The sequence below is a fragment of the Vibrio nomapromontoriensis genome (genome assembly GCF_050337205.1).
GTDB lineage: Bacteria > Pseudomonadota > Gammaproteobacteria > Enterobacterales > Vibrionaceae > Vibrio > Vibrio nomapromontoriensis.
Window position 1 is genome coordinate 297,805 of sequence record NZ_JAKJSS010000006.1, and the last position, 20,652, is coordinate 318,456.

General features: G+C 44.9%; 14 protein-coding genes. 8 read left to right on the forward strand and 6 right to left on the reverse strand.

Annotation, left to right across the window (positions count from 1 at the left end; all coding sequences use genetic code 11):
• The first annotated feature begins 8 nt into the window (after nt 1-8).
• Both L4D05_RS01460 and deoD read left to right on the forward strand, forming a co-directional pair.
• The gene (locus L4D05_RS01460) at nt 9-1,229 is read left to right on the forward strand and encodes a phosphopentomutase (protein ID WP_428792822.1); all 1,221 of its coding nucleotides are present in this window, start codon (nt 9-11) and stop codon (nt 1,227-1,229) included.
• A 160-nt stretch (nt 1,230-1,389) separates the two neighbouring features.
• Nucleotides 1,390-2,109, forward strand: a complete 720-nt coding sequence (gene deoD, locus L4D05_RS01465; protein ID WP_265673743.1) for a purine-nucleoside phosphorylase — start codon at nt 1,390-1,392, stop codon at nt 2,107-2,109.
• Nucleotides 2,110-2,162: 53 nt separating this feature from the next.
• Here the strand turns inward: deoD and L4D05_RS01470 are convergent, their stop codons facing one another.
• The gene (locus tag L4D05_RS01470; RefSeq protein ID WP_428750460.1) at nt 2,163-2,765 is read right to left on the reverse strand and encodes a YtjB family periplasmic protein; all 603 of its coding nucleotides are present in this window, start codon (nt 2,763-2,765) and stop codon (nt 2,163-2,165) included.
• 106 nt (nt 2,766-2,871) lie between these two features.
• Here L4D05_RS01470 and serB point away from each other — a divergent pair, with 106 nt between their 5' ends.
• Complete coding sequence (serB, locus tag L4D05_RS01475) at nt 2,872-3,840, forward strand: phosphoserine phosphatase (RefSeq protein WP_428792823.1); 969 nt, start codon at nt 2,872-2,874, stop codon at nt 3,838-3,840.
• Between the two features lie 137 nt (nt 3,841-3,977).
• Here the strand turns inward: serB and L4D05_RS01480 are convergent, their stop codons facing one another.
• On the reverse strand, nt 3,978-6,323 hold the full coding sequence (locus L4D05_RS01480) for a PilZ domain-containing protein (RefSeq protein ID WP_428750462.1): 2,346 nt from the start codon (nt 6,321-6,323) through the stop codon (nt 3,978-3,980).
• A gap of 289 nt (nt 6,324-6,612) precedes the next feature.
• On the opposite strand from L4D05_RS01480, the gene radA reads away from it, so the two are divergent.
• On the forward strand, nt 6,613-7,992 hold the full coding sequence (gene radA, locus L4D05_RS01485) for a DNA repair protein RadA (protein WP_428750463.1): 1,380 nt from the start codon (nt 6,613-6,615) through the stop codon (nt 7,990-7,992).
• A 338-nt stretch (nt 7,993-8,330) separates the two neighbouring features.
• Nucleotides 8,331-10,418: an elongation factor G gene (gene fusA, locus L4D05_RS01490; protein WP_428750464.1), complete on the forward strand. Its 2,088-nt coding sequence runs from the start codon at nt 8,331-8,333 to the stop codon at nt 10,416-10,418.
• 100 nt (nt 10,419-10,518) lie between these two features.
• Here fusA and L4D05_RS01495 read toward each other — a convergent pair whose 3' ends face one another.
• On the reverse strand, nt 10,519-11,454 hold the full coding sequence (locus L4D05_RS01495) for a LysR substrate-binding domain-containing protein (RefSeq protein WP_428792824.1): 936 nt from the start codon (nt 11,452-11,454) through the stop codon (nt 10,519-10,521).
• 94 nt (nt 11,455-11,548) lie between these two features.
• Between L4D05_RS01495 and L4D05_RS01500 the strand changes: the two genes are divergently transcribed.
• Nucleotides 11,549-11,758, forward strand: coding sequence for a DUF1127 domain-containing protein (locus L4D05_RS01500; RefSeq protein ID WP_428750466.1), 210 nt, complete (start codon nt 11,549-11,551; stop codon nt 11,756-11,758).
• A gap of 50 nt (nt 11,759-11,808) precedes the next feature.
• On the opposite strand, the gene L4D05_RS01505 is transcribed toward L4D05_RS01500, so the two are convergent.
• The 3 genes from L4D05_RS01505 to chrA form a co-directional block, all read right to left on the reverse strand.
• Nucleotides 11,809-13,494 carry an AMP-binding protein gene (locus tag L4D05_RS01505; protein ID WP_428750467.1) on the reverse strand — a complete coding sequence of 562 codons (1,686 nt, stop codon included), beginning with the start codon at nt 13,492-13,494 and terminating at the stop codon, nt 11,809-11,811.
• 198 nt (nt 13,495-13,692) lie between these two features.
• A complete protein-coding gene (locus tag L4D05_RS01510; RefSeq protein WP_428792825.1) occupies nt 13,693-14,826 on the reverse strand; it encodes an HD domain-containing phosphohydrolase in 1,134 nt (377 codons plus the stop codon).
• A 250-nt stretch (nt 14,827-15,076) separates the two neighbouring features.
• Nucleotides 15,077-16,273, reverse strand: coding sequence for a chromate efflux transporter (chrA, locus tag L4D05_RS01515; protein ID WP_428750469.1), 1,197 nt, complete (start codon nt 16,271-16,273; stop codon nt 15,077-15,079).
• A gap of 86 nt (nt 16,274-16,359) precedes the next feature.
• Here chrA and L4D05_RS01520 point away from each other — a divergent pair, with 86 nt between their 5' ends.
• On the forward strand, nt 16,360-17,289 hold the full coding sequence (locus L4D05_RS01520) for a LysR family transcriptional regulator (protein ID WP_428750470.1): 930 nt from the start codon (nt 16,360-16,362) through the stop codon (nt 17,287-17,289).
• Nucleotides 17,290-17,470: 181 nt separating this feature from the next.
• The gene (locus L4D05_RS01525; RefSeq protein ID WP_428792826.1) at nt 17,471-20,587 is read left to right on the forward strand and encodes a beta-galactosidase; all 3,117 of its coding nucleotides are present in this window, start codon (nt 17,471-17,473) and stop codon (nt 20,585-20,587) included.
• Nucleotides 20,588-20,652 lie beyond the last annotated feature (65 nt).

Below are 20,652 nucleotides of genomic sequence, written 5' to 3' on the forward strand. Positions count from 1 at the left end.
GAGAGATTATGAAAAGAGCATTTATTTTAGTATTAGATTCATTTGGTATTGGTGCTGCGGGCGACGCTGAAAAATTTGGTGACGTTGGCTCTGATACCATGGGGCACATCGCTGAACATTGTGCGAAAGGTCTTGCTGATAATGACCAGCGTAGCGGTGAATTAACACTGCCAAACCTTTCAAAGCTAGGCTTAGCCATGGCGCATAAAGAGTCAACAGGTGCGCTCGCTCAGGGTATGCATGATGACGTAGAAATCATTGGTGCTTATGGACACGCTGCAGAGCTTTCATCTGGTAAAGACACGCCGTCGGGTCACTGGGAAATTGCCGGTGTGCCGGTATTGTTTGAGTGGGGCTATTTCACTGATAAAGAGAATGCATTCCCGAAAGAGCTGACTGATCGCATTCTTAAGCGTGCAGGTCTGGATAGTTTCTTAGGTAACTGCCACGCATCAGGAACTCAAGTTCTTGATGATCTTGGTGAAGAGCACATGAAAACGGGACAGCCTATCTTTTACACATCGGCTGACTCGGTATTCCAAATCGCTTGTCATGAAGAAACATTTGGACTAGACCGCTTACTAGAGCTTTGCCAGATCGCTCGTGAAGAACTAGAAGATTACAACATTGGCCGTGTTATCGCTCGTCCATTTATTGGTCCTGGTAAAGGTCAGTTTGAGCGTACAGGTAACCGCCGAGATCTATCGGTCGAACCACCAGCGCCAACGGTACTGACTAAGTTAGTGGAAGAGAAACAGGGTCAGGTCGTGTCTATTGGTAAGATTGCCGATATTTACGCCAACTGTGGCATCACCAAAAAAGTTAAAGCGACGGGCATCCCTGCGTTGTTTGAAGCAACCAAAGAGCAAATTAAAGAAGCTGGCGATAACACGATTGTTTTCACTAACTTTGTCGATTTTGACTCAGCGTATGGTCACCGTCGTGACGTAGCCGGTTATGCGGCGGCGTTAGAGTATTTTGATTCTCGTATCCATGAAGTGATTGAGCTAATGGAAGAAGACGATGTATTGATTCTTACTGCAGACCACGGTTGTGATCCTACATGGCCAGGTACTGATCACACGCGTGAGCACATCCCTGTCATTGTTTATGGACACAATATACCAGCGGGCTCTTTAGGGCTTCGTGACAGCTTTGCTGATATTGGTCAGAGTCTTGCTAGCTACTTTGGTACGTCTCCAATGGATTACGGAAAGAGCTTTTTGTAGAACAGCTTTTAGGGGCTAGGATTTAGTTCCTAGTTCCTAGAATATAAACGTCGAAGCGTTTTAATTATTTAATAAATTTAACGGTTTTAGGTTGTAAATTAACCGAGATTCCTCAAACCCTTGAGGGTTAGAACCGTTCTTGACCAAAAAGGAAAACATAATGGCCACTCCTCACATTAATGCGGAAATGGGTGATTTTGCTGACGTTGTATTAATGCCGGGTGACCCTCTCCGCGCAAAGTACATCGCAGACACGTTTTTGGATGACGCGGTACAGGTGTGTGACGTACGCAGTATGTACGGTTACACAGGTACTTACAAAGGTCGCCGCATCTCTGTAATGGGACATGGTATGGGTATCCCATCATGCTCTATTTATGTAACAGAACTGATTAAAGACTTCGGTGTTAAGAAGATTATTCGTGTAGGCAGTTGTGGTGCAGTAAACGAAGACATTAAAGTTCGTGATGTCGTGATTGGCATGGGCGCATGTACGGATTCGAAAGTGAACCGCATTCGTTTTAAAAACCATGATTTTGCGGCGATTGCGGACTACAAAATGGTGAGAAACGCAGAAGAAGCGGCCAAAGCACGTGGCATCAACGTGAAAGTAGGCAACTTATTTTCAGCTGAACTGTTTTATACCCCGGATCCAGACATGTTTGATGTAATGGATAAGTACGGCATTGTTGGTGTTGAAATGGAAGCCGCAGGTATTTACGGCGTTGCTGCAGAATACGGAGCTAAAGCGTTGGCGATCTGTACGGTTTCTGATCATATTAAAACCGGTGAACAAACTACATCAGATGAACGTGCGACAACGTTCAATGAAATGATGGAGATTGCGCTAGACTCAGTGCTACTGGGCGACGAAGAGTAATCGGTACTTGTTATAAAAAACCTCGCATTGGCGAGGTTTTTTATGGTGTTTATTTAAGGCTGTTTTAACAGTAAGTTTTCACCCTTATTCTTGCTGGGGCGGCGCAGAATGACAAGGAGTAACACGCCGGAAATAAAGCTCATGAGTATCATCATGTACATGTAACGATCACTTTTTCGGTAGTGGTGATCCGAGATCGCGGTGACTTTTCCGGTCTCAAACGTAATACGTACGAAGCCGATAATACTATTGTCGTTTATGATTGGTTCTATCAGTTGCTGGCGCCCGATACTGGCCGTCGCGAGTGGTGTATCGAGCCCAAGTACTTCTCGTGCTGATTTTGCATCGGTACTGGCAGCTACTTTTACCCCTTCTGCATTATACACGGTCGCATCAAGTACCAATCTTTCGGTTGCTAATTGATTGGTTAACGCACCTAGGCGTTCTTGGTCTTGGTCGATAAGCATTTGTCGAGCAGACAACGAAGCCTGGGAAATTAATATTTTACTTAGTACTTCTAGCTGATTGCTTTGAATTCTTTCGTTACCTTTGCTGATAACAAAGCTATTAGTGGCGATAAAAAATACCATCGCACCAATGAGTCCCAGAGCGACAATGCGTAAAAAATTGCGAAATGAAAACAGTGAACCGTCCATAATCTTACAAAAGGTCTAAGAAATTACTGATTGGTTTATATTGAGACTTGCACAAGTAAATTGCAATAGGGTACCGTCGTAGTAATTTTCTTATGAAGGATAAGACATGGACGCTGTAAAGCCTTTGGTGATTTCAAAGCGCATTCCCTTAAAGGAGCGCTTTCCGGAAACTCTACTTTCACATCAACTAGAAAAGAGCAAAGCCTCTTGGATAGTGTACGCTCCGTACCTCTCTGTCAGCATGTTTAATGACATGGATTTTTATGTGGGGCAGTCGAGCCGCATTCTTGAAGCTTGGCAAGTTGGACCGTATGAAGTGGCGTTAATGGCCGGAACGTTAACGTCTGAGCATCAGGAAATATTGGCGGAATTACAAGTGGATTGTTCGGCATTGTGTGATGTGCCTGATCTTAACAAGCCGGGAGTGATCGTACTCGATATGGATTCTACTGCGATTCAAATTGAGTGCATTGATGAGATTGCAAAGTTAGCCGGCGTTGGCGAGCAAGTGGCGCAAGTGACGGAACGAGCAATGCAAGGCGAGCTAGATTTTGAGCAAAGCTTACGTCAGCGCGTAGGGACATTGAAAGGGGCTGATGAGTCGATACTTAGCGCCGTTCGTGCTGAATTACCCATGATGCCAGAGCTAAGAGAGATGATTAAAACGCTGCAGTCTCGAGGCTGGAAAACGGCGATTGCATCCGGTGGATTTACCTACTTCTCAGACTACTTGAAACAAGAACTATCTCTTGATTATGCTCAATCCAACACGCTGGAAATCGTTGATGGCAAACTGACTGGCGCCGTGATTGGCGAAGTGGTTGATGCTGAAAAGAAAGCCGATATCTTACAGTCGCTAGCTGAAGAATACGATATTGAACCGCACAATACGATTGCTGTTGGTGATGGCGCTAATGACTTAGTGATGATGCATGCCGCTGGTTTGGGTATTGCTTACCATGCAAAACCTAAAGTCGAAGAAAAAGCGCAAGTGGCGATTAAGTTTGCCGGACTTGGCGGCGTGGTATGCATATTATCAGGGTTACTGGCGAAGCAAAAAAGAGTGAATTGGTAATACCCACTCGCTCATTTGGTTTATGAGTTAAGCCGTGCGGCGTACACAGTGTGTGTACATTCAAACCAAAAGGGGGATTGCTAGTCGGCAATCCCCCTTTTTTAGTAACAGAGAAGTCTAGAGTTAAATTCGGTTGATCAGCAATTTAGCTCCAAACGAATAAGCACTTCTTCAGTAATATCAATGACCTCACAGTAGCCACAGATTGCCGTCATTTCATTTTCCAAATTTCTAGCATGACTTAGGCTAAGCGTTAATAGTTCGTTGATGTCCTTTTTCATTAGAGTTGTCAGGGCATCAAAAACCGGGCCTGAAGATACTCTGAGTATGTACAATTCACCCATTGTTAAGGCGTCTTTAATAAACCTTATCCGTTTTTGTGTTGAATCAAAGTCTTCACGAAGCCGTGTATGTACTGATTGAATTCGGTCCCCGAGTTTAAGCACGCCAATATACAATTCATGATAGACGATTTTAGAACCTGGTCGGCGTTTCATCGGTTCGGCAATCATGCTATTACTGCGATTTTTAAAGATGGGCTCTAGCGCCAGTTTTTGCTGATGACCTATGCGTTCAAAAAACTGCAGATAACCCGGAAGTGGGAAATTAACACCCACGACTCGGCTCTTAACCGAAGTGCCTCGTTTGTCGATGTAGATTGGCGTACTGACCATTTTCCCAAGTAGTACGTTATGCAACGATTCAAGCAGCTCAGGGCTTGGCAAGATTTCGGTTTTGATAAGCAGTTTGTCACGATTATTTTCAATCATGCCATTGAAAAATGCGATGATTTTGATGGTTTTTCCTGACTCTGCAATGGCAAGAAACGCCGTTTTCTTATCCTCAGACATGCGCACAACGTGGTAGGGAACATGGTTAAGAGGTAGGGTTTTGTTGTAGAGTTGCAATTCTTGAAATGCGACGGAGACCTTCATTCCGGTGCTAAGAGCCGCAGGGCTACGCAGCTGAATACTGGCACCACGTTTTGAAATGTCGAGAGTAACCCCTTCAATGCTTTCATTATTTTCATTAACAATGGTGACGGGTGTGCGAAATTCGTATCGTGGCTCTTTTCGTCTAGACTCAGCGTCAAAATAGAGCCCACGCGGTTGACCAATGACTTTTCTTGGGTGTCTAAAACGGTTTAAGCCGCTAGCTGGAATGCGAGGTTTTTCGGTAAATAAATAATCACTTGCCGATGTTTGGTCGCTAATTTCCTGCAAAATCGCGAAATGAGTCAGTTTTTCTGGCTTAGCCACTAACTCACTGTAGTGTTTCGAAATGGCAACGACATCGTTTTCTGATAATTCAAAGACCGAGAGACGAAACGCTTTCCAGCTTGCTCGTCTGGCACCGACATGCCAAAAAAGTTGCCGTTCTTCTCTACTGGCTTCAGGCATCATCATTGAGTAAAACAATTTCATACCATTGTGATCATGGGTAAAGGTATAGAGAACGTTACTGCAGCCTTTAATCCCCGTTTTGATCAGAAGTTCCATCCGCTCAGGTGAAAACAGTGAGCCAAGCGCTTGTTGGTGGCGCTCATCGTGCCAATAATTCCATATATCTTTATTATTTTCGGTAAGTAGAGAGACTTTAAGTTCGTTACCGCTAAAGAATAGCGGTAGATTACAAGCATGTTTTAGGTAAGTGTGCTCGTAGCCTCGCGTGCGGGCACGAGTAATTCGGTCTTGATTATCATGACGAATTTTTTTGGACTCTGTATTTAACGTTTTTTCTACGATTTGCTCAACAGCATTAGTGCGGGTCAACCTTAAGGTACGTAGGTACTTCACTGGAGAGACGCCGTGAATGCCATCAACACCAAGAACTCGATATTCAATTGGCAATTCGATGTCTTTGACGTTACTCCCCTTGGCTAATTCCTCAAAGCGAACGTTGATGATTTGCCCGAGGTCATAATCAAAGGTGCCCGGCACTTTAAATTTAGCGCCAGAGTTTGATAAGTCGACGCTTAAGCCGTGCACCTGTTCGCCATTTTCGAGCTCAATAGAGACTTGGGATTCAAGTCTAAGGCGGTTTTCTTTGCGCTTTAGATCGTACCCTAAATTAATCGCTTCTGCCGCGTAAGGGCTGTCAGGGTCGGTAAGCTCACCTTCGTGCTTTAATTTTTGCTCGTTTCCAATGGTACTAATGGTTTGCTTATTAACGAGAGCTTCCCACACTCCTTCAGTGTAACCACCAAACTTACGAGTCAGTTTGTGGTACATATCAAATGCTCTGTCATCGAGCCAATGTGTGAGCCCATCAAATTGGTATTCATGGCAATGTGAAGAGACGCGCCCTCGAAGATCAATACGTTTATGACAAGGCGCCATTAGTCTATTGAGCTCCATTTTAACGAGCAGTTTCGCCGATGGCGTCTCACCTTCAGTGATTTGTTTGAGAACAAAGTCAAAATCTTCGGCGTGATAAGCCGGTATTAGTCGTTCTGCGAGAGAAAGTATTTCTGATTGCTGCATGAGTTTTGTTAAAGTGTCCCTGTTTGATGGCGATGCCATCATCGATATAACAGCGCAATAAAGTTTTATCGGCTAGTGTACCGCAATCCTTAGCGATATCTGCTGATGATTTTACAGCATTTTAATTGAATATTTTTCGTGGATTATCTCGTCTTGGCAATAATTATTGCTTGTCGGAACGAAAATAATAACCGGAAGCACAAAAAAGCAACGTCCTTGCAGGGCGGTAAGTGCAAGCGATTGCATTGTTATTATTATTATTTTATGTCAATGAGGTAGTGAATAAAGTATGGCAAAAGCGAAAAGAGCTTACGTGTGTAATGATTGCGGCGCAGACTTTCCTCGTTGGCAAGGGCAATGTAATGCATGTGGAGCGTGGAATACAATTTCTGAAGTTCGCCTTGCTGCATCGCCTCAAGTGGCACGTAACGAGCGCCTAGCTGGTTACGCTGGTGGAGCAACGGAAGCCAGTGTTCAGACCTTGTCTGAAATTGATTTGCAAGAAGTCCCACGATTTTCGAGTAGTTTTAAAGAGCTCGACCGCGTGCTTGGCGGTGGTGTTGTGCCAGGTGCGGCCATTCTTATTGGTGGTAACCCTGGGGCGGGTAAGTCGACGTTACTATTACAAGCAATGTGTCGCCTATCATCGCAAATGCCAACGCTGTACGTTACGGGGGAAGAATCGCTACAACAAGTGGCCATGCGTGCATCCAGACTTGGGCTGCCAAAAGATCATTTGAAGATGCTTTCGGAAACCAATGTCGACCGTATTTGCCAAGTTGCAGAAAAAGAGCAGCCGAAGTTGATGGTGATTGACTCTATTCAAGTCATGCACGTATCAGATGTTCAGTCTTCACCGGGTAGCGTGGCACAGGTTCGTGAATCAGCTACCGCGTTAACGCGTTATGCCAAGCAAAATAATGTCGCGATCTTTATGGTAGGTCACGTTACCAAAGACGGTATTTTAGCCGGTCCTAAGGTTCTTGAGCATATTATTGATTGTTCAGTTTTACTGGATGGCGGAACGGATAGTCGCTTTAGGACTTTACGTAGTCATAAAAACCGTTTTGGCGCAGTGAATGAGCTGGGCGTGTTTGCCATGACAGAGCAAGGGCTAAAAGAAGTCAGTAATCCATCGGCGATTTTCTTATCACGTGGAGAGGAAGAAACGTCCGGCAGCTCCGTCATGGTGGTATGGGAAGGTACGCGACCGTTACTGGTTGAAATTCAAGCCTTGGTGGATTACAGCCAGCTTGCTAATCCAAGACGAGTTTCCGTTGGTTTGGATCAAAATAGACTCTCGTTATTGCTGGCGGTATTACATAAACACGGCGGCTTACAAATGGCAGACCAAGATGTCTTTGTTAATGTTGTGGGTGGCGTTAAAGTCACGGAAACCAGTGCTGATTTAGCTCTAGTCATGGCGCTGTTGTCCAGTTTTAAAGATCGACCGCTGCCAAAAGACGTGGTGGTGTTTGGTGAGGTTGGACTCGCGGGAGAAATCCGTCCGGTTCCAAGTGGGCAAGAACGTTTGATGGAAGCGTTTAAGCACGGTTTTAAGCGTGCGATTGTTCCAGCAGCCAATATGCCAAAAGGTGGTATAGAAGGGATGCAAATTCATGGTGTTAAAAAGTTGTCAGAAGCTCTATCGGCCTTTGATGAACTTTAGCTTCGTACGAAATAAACGACGAGTGGTGCGTTAAATGCACTTTTAATAGTGGCTTTTCTGAAATTTTAGGTAGAATAGCGCCCACAAAGTCTGTGATTTTTAGAAACGACATCGAAAAATCACAAAGAGCAGCTAAAATTAACTGCGAACTTACGTAAGGTACTCTGTAGTAATGGGCTTACTGGGGCAGGCTTTCATCTTAATTTAGATGGAGTTGCGTCATAGTCGATGCTTAAGGGTATAACTTTTTTTTAATGCAAGTGCACGCAATGGTATCCGTCTTGACAGATTGTGATATACTCTGCGCGCATTTTATATCCTATTAACAGAGTAAAACGATGACTGATTTATCAAAATACAGAAATATTGGTATTTTCGCGCACGTTGATGCGGGTAAAACCACTACAACTGAGCGTATTCTTAAACTGACTGGCCAAATCCATAAGACTGGTGAAGTTCATGATGGTGAATCAACTACCGACTTCATGGAACAGGAAGCTGAGCGCGGAATTACTATCCAGTCAGCGGCAGTTAGCTGTTTTTGGAACGATCACCGTTTGAACGTTATCGATACTCCTGGACACGTTGACTTTACAGTTGAAGTATATCGTTCACTTAAAGTACTTGATGGCGGTATCGGTGTATTCTGTGGTTCTGGTGGTGTTGAGCCTCAATCAGAAACTAACTGGCGTTACGCGAACGAATCAGAAGTATCTCGTCTGATCTTCGTTAACAAACTAGACCGTATGGGCGCTGACTTCTTTAACGTTGTTGACCAAGTTAAAAACGTTCTAGGTGCTAACCCACTAGTTATGGTTCTACCTATCGGCCGCGAAGATGACTTCGTTGGTGTTGTAGACCTTCTAAGCCGTAAAGCATACGTTTGGGATGACACAGGTCTTCCAGAAAACTACGAAATCCTAGATGTTCCTGCGGACATGGTTGATGACGTTGAAACGTACCGTGAAGAGTTGATCGAGACTGCTGTAGAGCAAGACGACGACCTAATGGAAGCGTACATGGAAGGTGAAGAGCCTTCAATCGAAGACATCAAGCGTTGTATCCGTAAAGGTACTCGTGACCTAGCGTTCTTCCCAACATTCTGTGGTTCTGCATTTAAGAACAAGGGTGTTCAGATCGTTCTTGATGCTGTAGTTGATTACCTACCTGCTCCAACAGAAGTAGATCCTCAACCACTAACAGACAAAGAAACTGGCGAACCAACTGGTGAAGTTGCGACAGTATCTGCTGATGAGCCACTACGTGCGCTAGCGTTCAAAATCATGGACGACCGTTTCGGTGCTCTAACGTTTATCCGTATTTACTCAGGTAAACTGAACAAGGGTGACACTATCCTTAACTCTGCAACTGGTAAAACAGAGCGTATCGGCCGTATGGTTGAGATGCAAGCAGATGAGCGTAACGAACTTACTTCAGCTCAAGCGGGTGACATCATCGCTGTAGTTGGTATGAAGAACGTTCAAACTGGTCACACTCTATGTGATGTTAAGCACGAGTGTACGCTTGAGCCAATGATCTTCCCAACACCAGTAATCTCAATCGCTGTAACTCCAAAAGACAAAGGCGGTTCTGAGAAAATGGGTATCGCGATCGGTAAAATGGTTGCAGAAGATCCATCTTTCCAAGTTGAAACTGACGAAGAAACTGGCGAAACCATCCTTAAAGGTATGGGTGAGCTTCACCTAGACATTAAAGTTGATATCCTTAAGCGTACTTACGGTGTTGACCTAACTGTTGGTGCTCCTCAAGTTGCTTACCGTGAAACTATCACTCAAGCAATTGAAGATAGCTACACGCACAAGAAACAGTCTGGTGGTTCTGGTCAATTCGGTAAGATCGATTACCGTATCAAGCCTGGCGAAGCTGGTTCTGGTTTCTCGTTCAAATCAACAGTTGTTGGTGGTAACGTACCTAAAGAATTCTGGCCTGCAGTTGAAAAAGGCTTTGCTGGAATGATGGACAACGGTGTTCTTGCTGGCTTCCCAACGCTAGACGTTGAAGTTGAGCTATTCGACGGTGGCTTCCACGCAGTTGACTCATCTGCAATCGCATTTGAAATCGCAGCGAAAGGTGCATTCCGTCAGTCTATGCCTAAAGCAGGTGCACAACTTCTTGAGCCTATCATGAACGTTGACGTGTTCACTCCAGACGATCACGTAGGTGACGTTATCGGTGACCTTAACCGTCGTCGTGGTATGATCAAAGACCAACAAGCTGGCGCTACTGGTGTTCGTATTAAAGCTGACGTACCTCTTTCTGAGATGTTCGGCTACATCGGTCACCTACGTACAATCACTTCTGGTCGTGGCCAATTCTCTATGGAATTCGCTCACTACGCACCGTGCCCAATGAACGTTGCTGAAGAAGTTATTGCTAAAGTTAAAGAAGAGAAAGCAAACAAGTAATTGTTTGATTAATCTTTAAAAAACCCGCCTTTTGGCGGGTTTTTTGTTTTACATAATGATATTTAAATCATGCTAGTGCAGGCTACTGGCAATATCGAGATTATTTGAGAGAAAAGTTAGTATCAAGTATCTTTAAATTTTTGATTGGTCGGTTGTGAAAATTGTCTACTTCGCTTTGCAGCCAGCGACAGAAAGAAGTGATTTTCTCCCTTTGAAAATAACCAGCAGGCGCACAAACATAATAACGATACCTTGGCCTAAGCCCAACTTGGCCAATTCGTATTAATTTTCCTTCTTCGATATAACGCGCCGCTAAGCTGTGCTTAACCAATGCTACCCCTTGAACTGCCAGAGCACCCTCCACAACAAAGTGAGAACCGTTATATTGAATGGTTGGCCTACTTGCCTGACAGTCAACATTTTTGAGCCAAGTGCTCCAGTCCATGTCTGGCCATGTATCTTCAATAAGATCAGCTCGAGAAAGATCATTGATGTCGTAAATGCCATGCTTTTCTTGATAAAGGGGATGACAAACAGGATAAATAATTTCATCCATTAAAAAGCGTGATTCTATATTGTCATAATTCCCCTCACCGTAACGAATACAGATATCAACCAAACTGTCTTGAAACAGCACCAGTTTGTTCGTGGGCTCGACCAAGATAGAAAGGGCTTCATACTGCTCTCGAAAGTTTTGTATTCTCGGTATTAGCCAATGCTGAGCAAAAGAGGGAGGGGTAGATATAGAAAGTCGATTCGGCTCGGGATCTTGATTAATTAATCTCACTCCTTGTTGCAGATGTTTGAAGCCTTGTTTGGCTTCATCAAATAGCAGTTTACCTTCACGAGTTAGTTGTATCTTTCGGTGAGAGCGGTGAAAGAGTTGCGTGCCAACGGATTCTTCTAATTGGCGGATTTGTTGGCTAATTGCCGCTGCGGTGACAAACAGTGACTCTGAGGCTCTTTTAAAACTGCCTAGTTCTGCAGCGATATAAAAATAGTAGAGACCTTGCAGTGGGGGTAATCGTTCATTCACATTAGTTTTCCTTAACTCAATGTCAAATTCAATCATTTGTCAGACGAGGTGTGATGCTTGAAAATTATCTCAACACTAAAGGGAGGTCAAGGCTATGAATGCACTAACGATGAAAATAAGGGCTGTGAGTCTATTTTGTTTAATAAATTTAGTTAAGAAAAACTACTCCATTACCAAGGGTTGGTATCAAAACCATCGCACCAGAAAACACTTGTCAGAGCTTCCTATGTATTTATGGGATGATATAGGCGTGACTCAAGAGCAAGTTGTAACGGAGGCTAGAAAGGAATTTAAGGAAAAATAAAAGAGCTGCTAACAGCTCTTTTAAGACAGGAAGTGGGTAGAATCGTACGGTTACTCTTCCCAAACGACCAGCTTGTCTTTCGGCCAGTTATGACCAGTTTCATGGTATTTTTGTTCGAGTAGATGACGTTTTATTTTTAGTGTCGGCGTTAAGATACCATTCTCGATGCTCCATGGGTCTTTGATCATCAGAACGCCTTTTATCTGTTCGTGCGATTCGAGTTCTTTGTTCATCCGCTTGACTACACGCTCAGCAGTACGCGCATAGCGTTTCTTGTCGAAGTTCGGGAAGTCATGTGGCACCACCAATAAAATGGGACCAGGGAGGCCTAAACCAATCAGGCACATCATCTCCACGCGGCTATATTCGAACAGTTTTTTCTCAATAGGAACGGGGGCGACAAACTTACCTTTCGCCGTTTTGAAGTTGTCTTTTTTACGTCCTTGGATGCTTAGGTAGCCGTCACTATCAATAGCACCCACATCACCAGTATGTAGCCATCCGTCATTATCAAAACACTCTTGAGTTGCAATGTCGTTTTTATAATAGCCCGTGAATAGTCCCTTGCTTCGAACCATAATTTCATCATCGGCAGCGATTTTCAGCTCTATTCCCGGACCTGCGTTGCCAACTGTTCCGATCTTATCCGCCTTAAACGGGTGGTTGATCGTACTGTAGGCAAAGGTTTCAGTCATGCCCCATGCTTCGGTAATGTTAAGTCCGACTTTGTGATACCACTCCAATAGAGCAGGAGAAACCGGTGCAGAGCCACATCCTAGAACTCTGGCTTGATCCAGTCCTAGCCCGTCAATTAGCTTTTTCTTAATTAGCGAGTTTACAAACGGTATTTTCAGTAAGAAATTTAACTTCTTCTGCGGTAGTTTATCTTGGATACGCTGTTGGAATAGGGTCCATAAGCGAGGAACGGAAATAAACAACGTAGGCCGCTGCATTTTGACATCTTCAATGAAGGTATCGAGCGATTCTGGGAATGCCGTCATTACGCCGCCTTGGATAGAGGATCCAAAAATATACACACGTTCAGTGATGTGTGCTAATGGCAGGTAAGAAAACAAGCGGTCATTCGCCTCTATGCCAATATGGTCAATGAGCATTTGCACCGACCAGCTAAAAGCGCCAAAAGTGAGCATTGCGCCTTTTGGTAACCCTGAAGTCCCTGAGGTATAGACGAGAGACATTAGCTTATCGTCATGATGGACGGGGCGCTCAGTACTTGGCTCGTGCTTAGCGATAAGGTCGGTAAACGTGTGCTGGCACGCAGGCGCACTGTCGTAAGGTAGAGCGATACTAACAACATCAGGTAATTGAGCGATAACCTGAGCCGTAGCGGCGTCGTCGTCTAGTTTACCAGCAATCAATGCTTTGCTTTCACTGTGCGTGATACAGTATTCAATCGTATCTGCCCCGGCAGTCGGAAAAACAGGGACGCTTACATAGTCTCCAAGCATGAGTGCAAGATCGCAGATAAACCACTCAGCACAGTTCTTAGAGATGAGTGCCACTTTGTCGCCCGGCTGAATGCCGAGTGCACGAAGCGACGAGACAAGTCGTAGTGCTTTATCCGCCACTTCCGCGTAGGTAAATTCAACAAATTCACGATTAATGATTTGCTTAAGGTAGACCTCATTCGGTCGTTCTTGTGCCCATTTTAGGATCATTTCATTGGGCGGTGGTAGTGTACAGCTGGAGTGTGCGCTTTCGTTAGGCAGTATCATTCTTGAACTCCGTTTTCGTGTAGAACGATAATTTATAGTTATTTTATTGTTAAGTTAATGTTAACAAATACAATGTTAGCCTCATGGTGCGACTACTGCAAGTGCCGAGTTGTGATAATTCGTGTCCCTGAGCACAGAATTGGAGTAAATACTCAGTTTTTATGTGAGCTCACCCGATAAAGAGTGAGCGGTTTCGTCTTAGCTAGCAAAGTGAGCATTGGTCAGCATAATGTTTTTAACTTTGTTCTGATGACAGCGCAACGGGTGAACACAATTACCATCGAGCTGTCCTTGTGCCACCATTTTTTCCAGCTCTAGCAGTGCGTGAGTCAATGACCACGATTCACTGTAATGGCGATGGCTCGTTAACGCATCGAAAATATTGGCGACAGTCACAATGCGCGCAGCAATCGGGATCTGTGCGTGTTTAAGACCAAACGGATAACCGGTCCCATTTAAGTATTCATGGTGGTAACGAATGATATCGCCGAGTAAATGTGTGCAAGCATATTGTCGTTCACTCACTTGGCGCGCGAGTTGATTGATCAAGTTGACGCCTTGCTGAACTCTACCCGCGATTAAGGTGGCGTTATCCCAATCTTGCAACCAAAGTGAGCACTGTTTGGAGCTTAAGGTGGAATACTTGCCAATGTCGTGTAAACAGGCAAATCGAACGATATGATCGATGGTTTCATCGTCAAGTTGATAGAGAGGAGCGATATGATCCGCGATGATGTGTGCATATTGCCCAACGCGATAGGCATGCTCAATATTGTCACGCTCTCCAACGAGCGATGTAGTGCGAACCGAGTGCGCCATTTCTTCAGCTGCTTGGATTAAGGTACTTTGCTCATTGACTAAAGCTGTGACTTCTTTTGTTCGTCGGGTGAGTTCATCAACCGTTACATTATCAAAAAATTGTGGTTTGTTGACGTCGAAGAACAGCAAGCCAGTAAATTGATTTTGCTCCAAGATGGGCAGTGTGAGTGATGCTGCATAGCCTTGTTCAAGTAGCCACGTAGAATGAGGTGAATCCGCGGTAATGTTAGAGGCAATATCATTGACCACCCGACTTTTTTGCTGACAAACCAACCTGCCCAATGAGGTTGATGGTGAAATGGGGGCGCGATAACGAACTAATGGTGAGCCTTCTATCGTGCTATGAACGAACGTTCTCAATTCAGAATGAGCGGGATCAAAGAGCGCGATGGATATTCTAGAGAGCTCTGGTATCTCTTGGCGCAATGCTTGATGGGTAGTTTTTAGCTCCTGACCGATAGAGTAGCTACGCTGATGGGAGCGCCTATCATTGTCCAAATATTCCTTTCTCATACTAGCCTCCTATGCGTGAGCAACGTTAATGGCTGTTTCGCTAGCGTCGGTGTCTGGGATGGACTTTGGGTATATCAACGCTAATGTATTTTCGCGAGCGAAGTAAAGTGAACCAGTTAAGTCGAAGGGATAGATTTGGAGAGAGTGTGGAAAGGGATGAACGATCGGCAAACCTAACCCCTTAAAAGAGTGTAAGGCTTGCCGACAAGCGTGACGAGTGAAATTGATTAAAACTGCATCAATTCTTGATTTATATTAAGTTTTGGACAAAAGGGCTGATGAGCCCAGCAGCAGCGAAAAAAGCCACCATCCATACGATAGGCAGTTTGAACTGCTTTAGAAGTAACCCTCCCGTCAGTACCCAAGCTAAATCAATAGGTTCGAGGACAGCACTGATAAATACCGGTTGATACAGCGCGGCAATCAGTAAGCCGACAACTGCGGCATTGACGCCGTTGAGCGCACCTGAAATGGCAGGGACTTTTGCTAATTGCTGCCAGTGCTTTAATACGCCAATTAATAGTAGAAAACCCGGTATAAATACGCCTAGAGTTGCGATAATCGCACCCCATATCGGTGCATTCGGCAATAAGGCATAGCCGATGTAGGTGGCAAAGGTAAACATAGGACCTGGAACGGCTTGCGCTGCCGCATAACCAGTAAGAAATACGTCTTGAGTGATTTTGTCACCGACAATATTTTGCAGCAATGGTAAGACGACATGCCCACCACCAAAGACTAAGCTGCCTGCTTGGAAGAAATCAGAAAACAACTGTAATGAAGGTGACAACCAAGTAATCAGCGGTAGACCTAGCAATAAGGCGAAAAAGAGCCCTATTGGGAAGTAAGACAGTTTTATCGATGATTGCGTTGGACGTAATTCCGGATTTGCTAAGTAGCGCACGCCAATTAACGCTGCAGCCAGCAAAATTACAATTTGTGTAATAACACTTTGGAATAGCAGTAGTGCAACGGCTGTTGAAATACATAGTGCGACAGTGAGCTTTTGTTGGCAGAAGTTTTTATACATTCCCCAAGCCGCATCGGCGACCACGACTACTGCGAGCAGTTTTAGACCGTGTACTAGGCTTTGAAAGTAATTCGACTCAGTTAATTGACTGCTCAGTAAAGCCAGCGCGATCATCAAAATAATCGAAGGCAGGGTGAAGCCGAGAAATGCCATGATCCCTCCACCTAATCCTGCCCGTTGGTAACCCACGGCAAAGCCAACTTGGCTAGAGCCAGGACCGGGAAGAAATTGACTAAGCGCAACCATTTGCGCGTACTCTTCATCCGACAACCATTGCATTTTTTCAACGAAAGTTTGTCTGAAGTAACCAATATGAGCCGCTGGGCCGCCAAAACTGACCCAGCCTAGGGCAAAAAAGAGTTTGAAAATGGAGAATAGTGACTCATTGGGCGCTGAATCTTTTGATAGTACTGTCACTTCGGAACCTTTAGATGGGAGTTTCATTAGCACAAATGGTACTGCCAGTATTATAATGACTCAAATTAATAAATTTGGTTTGCACTATGAGTGAAATAGGATTGGGGGAGGTGGACTGGAGACGAATTGATCTCAATCTTTTGGTCGTGTTTTATCACCTTTATCAAACACAGAGCGTGTCTGAAGCGGCAGCGCAAAGTTATGTCAGCCAGTCAGCGATGAGCCATAGTTTAGCGAAATTACGGGTGCTATGTGATGACCCGTTATTTCAGAGGAAGGGGCATCAAATGCTTCCAACCGAGCGCGCCAATGAACTGTTTCCGGTTATCGAGCAGATATTGAATTTGTTTGAATTTAAAGTGATGCCTAAGCGTGACTTTCAACCGTCCGAGTACGATGGGGTTTGTAAAGTAGGACTCACCGATTACGCTGAATTTATTTTTGCTCCGATTATTTATGATGCCGTTATGTCTCAAGCCCCGAAAGCGAAACTTCGCTTTATTAATGTGAATCGAGATAACTACACAAAGGTCTGCGAGCAAGAACGTCTCGATATTATGATTGGCAGTATTCCCGAGCTCGAAGACTCATTTTCCTCGCAAAAATTGTATACCGAAAAGCATGTTTGTATTTATGATGCTTCGGTTTGTCAGGTGAAGACATTAGATATCGCCACGTTTGTTTCTAAGCCTCATTGCCTTGTTAGCCCCACAGGTGACTTCCACTCTCCAGTGGATAAACATCTTGATGCGGTCGGTGAATCTCGCAGGGTCAACGCCGTATCACGAAACTTCCTGACTATCGGTCGATTAGTTCACGGAAGAGAAATGTTTGCCATCGTGCCAAAGAAAATGGCGGAGATAAGCCTGATGCAAAGTGCGTTAACCGCCGTTGCGCCTCCGGTGCCCGTGGCTGATTTTGATATCTCGCTAATATGGAAAACTCACTCGCATATGAATCATAAAGTGTCGTGGCTTAAGGATTCATTATACGAAGCGATTATTGCTGCACTGTAGTGATCGCCGATTCAACGCTCGTTGTCCTCACGAGGTAAAGCGATAAAGTGATCACTTCCACAAGGTTATGAATTTGTTGCCAGCTTTGTCTTAAATCCAACCTCTAGTACTTTTTTTGTCAGAAAACGGTGGTAACGTCCAGGTGTAAACGTTACCAACTACCGTATGGCGAGAATGTACTATGAGATCTTTTTCTGAAATTTTGTTAGCTCGTGAGTGGGAAAACCAGCACGTTACCCACCACAATGTACTTAACGCTCACGCGCCTTTGCATGCTTTTCATAGTGAGCACGCCGCGTTGCAAAGCCATTCATCCACCAATGAAAGAAGCCTAAATGGTGAATGGCAATTTAAGTGCTTCGCGAAGCCAGAGTTAGTAGAGGAAGAGGTGATTAGTACTGCGTTTGACGATGCCAGTTGGGCGAGTATTCCTGTTCCGAGTAACTGGCAACTTCAAGGCTTCGATAAGCCCATTTACACCAATGTGAAATACCCGTTTGCAGATACGCCTCCGAAGGTGCCAAGCGATAACCCAACAGGGGTGTATCGCCTGGTATTTGATATGGCGAACCTGGATCCCAAACAGCGACATACACTCACATTTGATGGCGTCAATTCGGCGTTTCACTTATGGCTTAATGGTCGTTGGATTGGGTATTCACAAGACAGCCGTCTCGCCGCTGAATTTGATATTACTGATGCGTTAGTAGCGGGTGATAACCAGCTTGTTGTGATGGTGTTGCGCTGGTCTGATGGGTCTTATCTCGAAGATCAAGATATGTGGTGGTTGAGTGGTATCTTTCGGAATGTGACATTACGGACTAAGCCACGTATCGCTATTGCAGATGTGGCGATTAATACCGAGTTGGACGCATGCTATCGAGACGCGTTGTTAACGGTGTCAACTCACATCAGTGTCACGCCAGAAGAGCGAACAATGTGCAGCTCTTATTCAGTAGAGGCTGAGTTATTCGATAGGCAGGGTGTGAGTGTTTTTGGTAAAAAGGTGTCTAAATTTGCACAACGCCTTATCGACGAAAAAGGGGCGTGGCAAGAGTTAGCAGAGCATAGTATCAACATTGACAGCCCTCTAAAGTGGAGTGCTGAAGCGCCGAATTTGTATCGTTTAGTCGTGGTTCTAAAAGACGAAGAAGGGAAGTTTGTCGACTGCGAAGCTTACAATGTGGGTTTTCGTTGTGTGGAGATCTCTTCAGGTCAGCTTAAAGTGAATGGTCAAGCGCTACTCATACGCGGAGTGAACCGACATGAGCATCACCCAGAATTGGGTCATACCATGACTCGAGACGCGATGATTGAAGACATTAAATTGCTCAAACAGAATAATTTTAACGCGGTGCGTACTGCTCACTACCCAAATGATCCTCTTTGGTATGAGCTCTGCGATGAATTTGGCCTGTATTTAGTGGACGAAGCGAATATCGAAACCCACGGTCAATTCCCCATGTGCCGTTTGTCAGACGATGTGACTTGGATGAATGCCTACCTGCGTCGTATGACTCGCCTTGTTGAGCGTGATAAGAACCACCCCTCTGTCATCATCTGGTCGTTAGGAAATGAATCGGGTATTGGCAATAACCATCACGCGATGTATCAATGGACCAAGCAGCGTGATCCTTCTCGTCCAGTGCAATATGAAGGCGGGGGATCGGATACGGCGGCAACGGATATCATTGCTCCGATGTATGCACGAGTTGACCATGACCAACGCCTTGCGGCCGATCCTAATGTCACGCCTAAAATTGGCATTAAAAAGTGGCTAGCGATGCCAGGTGAAGATCGCCCATTGATACTATGTGAGTATGCACATGCGATGGGAAATAGCCTAGGCAGTTTTGATAAGTATTGGGATGCGTTTCGAGAATACCCAAGATTGCAAGGTGGCTTTATTTGGGATTGGGTTGATCAAGGGTTGAGCAAAGTGGATGAAAACGGGGCGCTTTATTGGGCTTATGGTGGCGATTTTGGCGATCAGGTTAATGATCGTCAGTTCTGCATTAATGGCTTAGTGTTCCCAGATAGGAGCGCGCATCCAGCGCTTTATGAAGCAAAAAAAGCTCAACAATTTCATTGTATAACGTTAATTTCAACACACCCTGTTAGCGTTAAAGTAAAAAGTGAGTACTTATTTACAGCCACGGAAGATGAAGCGCTGCATTGGAATATTACCGAAGATGGTCATGTGATCGCTCAAGGTTCGCAAGTATTACACGTGTCGCCACAAGGTGAGGCGCTATTGTCGTTGATGGACGCATTGCCTGCAGCGCAAATTGGGCGAGATTATCACTTGAATATCGATATCGTTAAAACGTGTTCGACCCCATGGTCGGAAGCGAATCACGTTCTATCGTCACAGCAAATTGAATTACCGAGTGCGTTTGGTTTGAAGCTGAGGCGTGTTAATGGTTCAGGCGTCCCGATGGCAACAGTGAGTGGCAATCGGGTGATGCTACACGCTAATGAACAAATCATCGTGTTTGATTCTGCATCCGGAGAATTAGTCTCTTGGAGCGTAGATGATGTGGAACAGTTGGCTCAGCCATTAAAAGATAACTTCTATCGGGCGCCGTTGGACAATGATATTGGTACGAGCGAAGCCAATCGGGTTGATCCTAACTCATGGGTTGCTCGTTGGGATGCAGTTGGTCTGCCTTCATTAGAGGTCGAATGTATTGGCTTTGAGCATTTTGCTCGTCAGCACCATTACCAAATTGAATCTCGTCGAGCTTATCGTTTTAATCGGCATTGTATTCTTGAGACGCTTTGGTGCTACAAAATCTATCAAAATGGCGAGGTTCATATTGATGTTCAGGTTGAAGCCGCACCGGGGCTTCCATCGTTACCTAGGGTGGGTATGGAGCTGGCGCTAAATCCATTTTGTGAGGACGTCTCTTGGTATGGAAGAGGGCCCTTTGAAAACTATCCAGACAGGAAGTTCGCCGCGCATATGGGGCGATACCACGCTTCCATTGACGACATGCATACTCCTTATATATTTCCAACGGATAGCGGGCTAAGAACAGATGTTAAACATAGCCAGATAGGCACACTCCAGATTACGGGTGAGCATCACTTGTCGGTCAGCCGATACAGTACCTCTGCGTTAAGCGCTGCTAAACACACGCACGAGCTGCGTGACAGTGGCGTTGTTTTTGTCCGCTTGGATGGCTTTCATATGGGAGTGGGCGGTGATGATTCATGGACACCAAGCGTCCATGAGGAATTTAAGTTACTGCAACGTCAGTATCAATATCAGTTGCAGCTGAGTATGCAGGGTTAATTCAAATGAGATAGGTTTAGAACGATCTAAAGCAGCCTGCGGGCTAGTTTACGTGCCTCCAATAA

Coding starts and splice junctions, on each gene's coding strand:
- L4D05_RS01460 (WP_428792822.1), top strand. CDS start 9: ATGAAAAGAGCATTTATTTTAGTATTAGATTCATTTGGTATTGGTGCT.
- deoD (WP_265673743.1), top strand. CDS start 1,390: ATGGCCACTCCTCACATTAATGCGGAAATGGGTGATTTTGCTGACGTT.
- L4D05_RS01470 (WP_428750460.1), bottom strand. CDS start 2,765: ATGGACGGTTCACTGTTTTCATTTCGCAATTTTTTACGCATTGTCGCT.
- serB (WP_428792823.1), top strand. CDS start 2,872: ATGGACGCTGTAAAGCCTTTGGTGATTTCAAAGCGCATTCCCTTAAAG.
- L4D05_RS01480 (WP_428750462.1), bottom strand. CDS start 6,323: ATGCAGCAATCAGAAATACTTTCTCTCGCAGAACGACTAATACCGGCT.
- radA (WP_428750463.1), top strand. CDS start 6,613: ATGGCAAAAGCGAAAAGAGCTTACGTGTGTAATGATTGCGGCGCAGAC.
- fusA (WP_428750464.1), top strand. CDS start 8,331: ATGACTGATTTATCAAAATACAGAAATATTGGTATTTTCGCGCACGTT.
- L4D05_RS01500 (WP_428750466.1), top strand. CDS start 11,549: ATGAATGCACTAACGATGAAAATAAGGGCTGTGAGTCTATTTTGTTTA.
- L4D05_RS01505 (WP_428750467.1), bottom strand. CDS start 13,494: ATGATACTGCCTAACGAAAGCGCACACTCCAGCTGTACACTACCACCG.
- L4D05_RS01510 (WP_428792825.1), bottom strand. CDS start 14,826: ATGAGAAAGGAATATTTGGACAATGATAGGCGCTCCCATCAGCGTAGC.
- L4D05_RS01520 (WP_428750470.1), top strand. CDS start 16,360: ATGAGTGAAATAGGATTGGGGGAGGTGGACTGGAGACGAATTGATCTC.
- L4D05_RS01525 (WP_428792826.1), top strand. CDS start 17,471: ATGAGATCTTTTTCTGAAATTTTGTTAGCTCGTGAGTGGGAAAACCAG.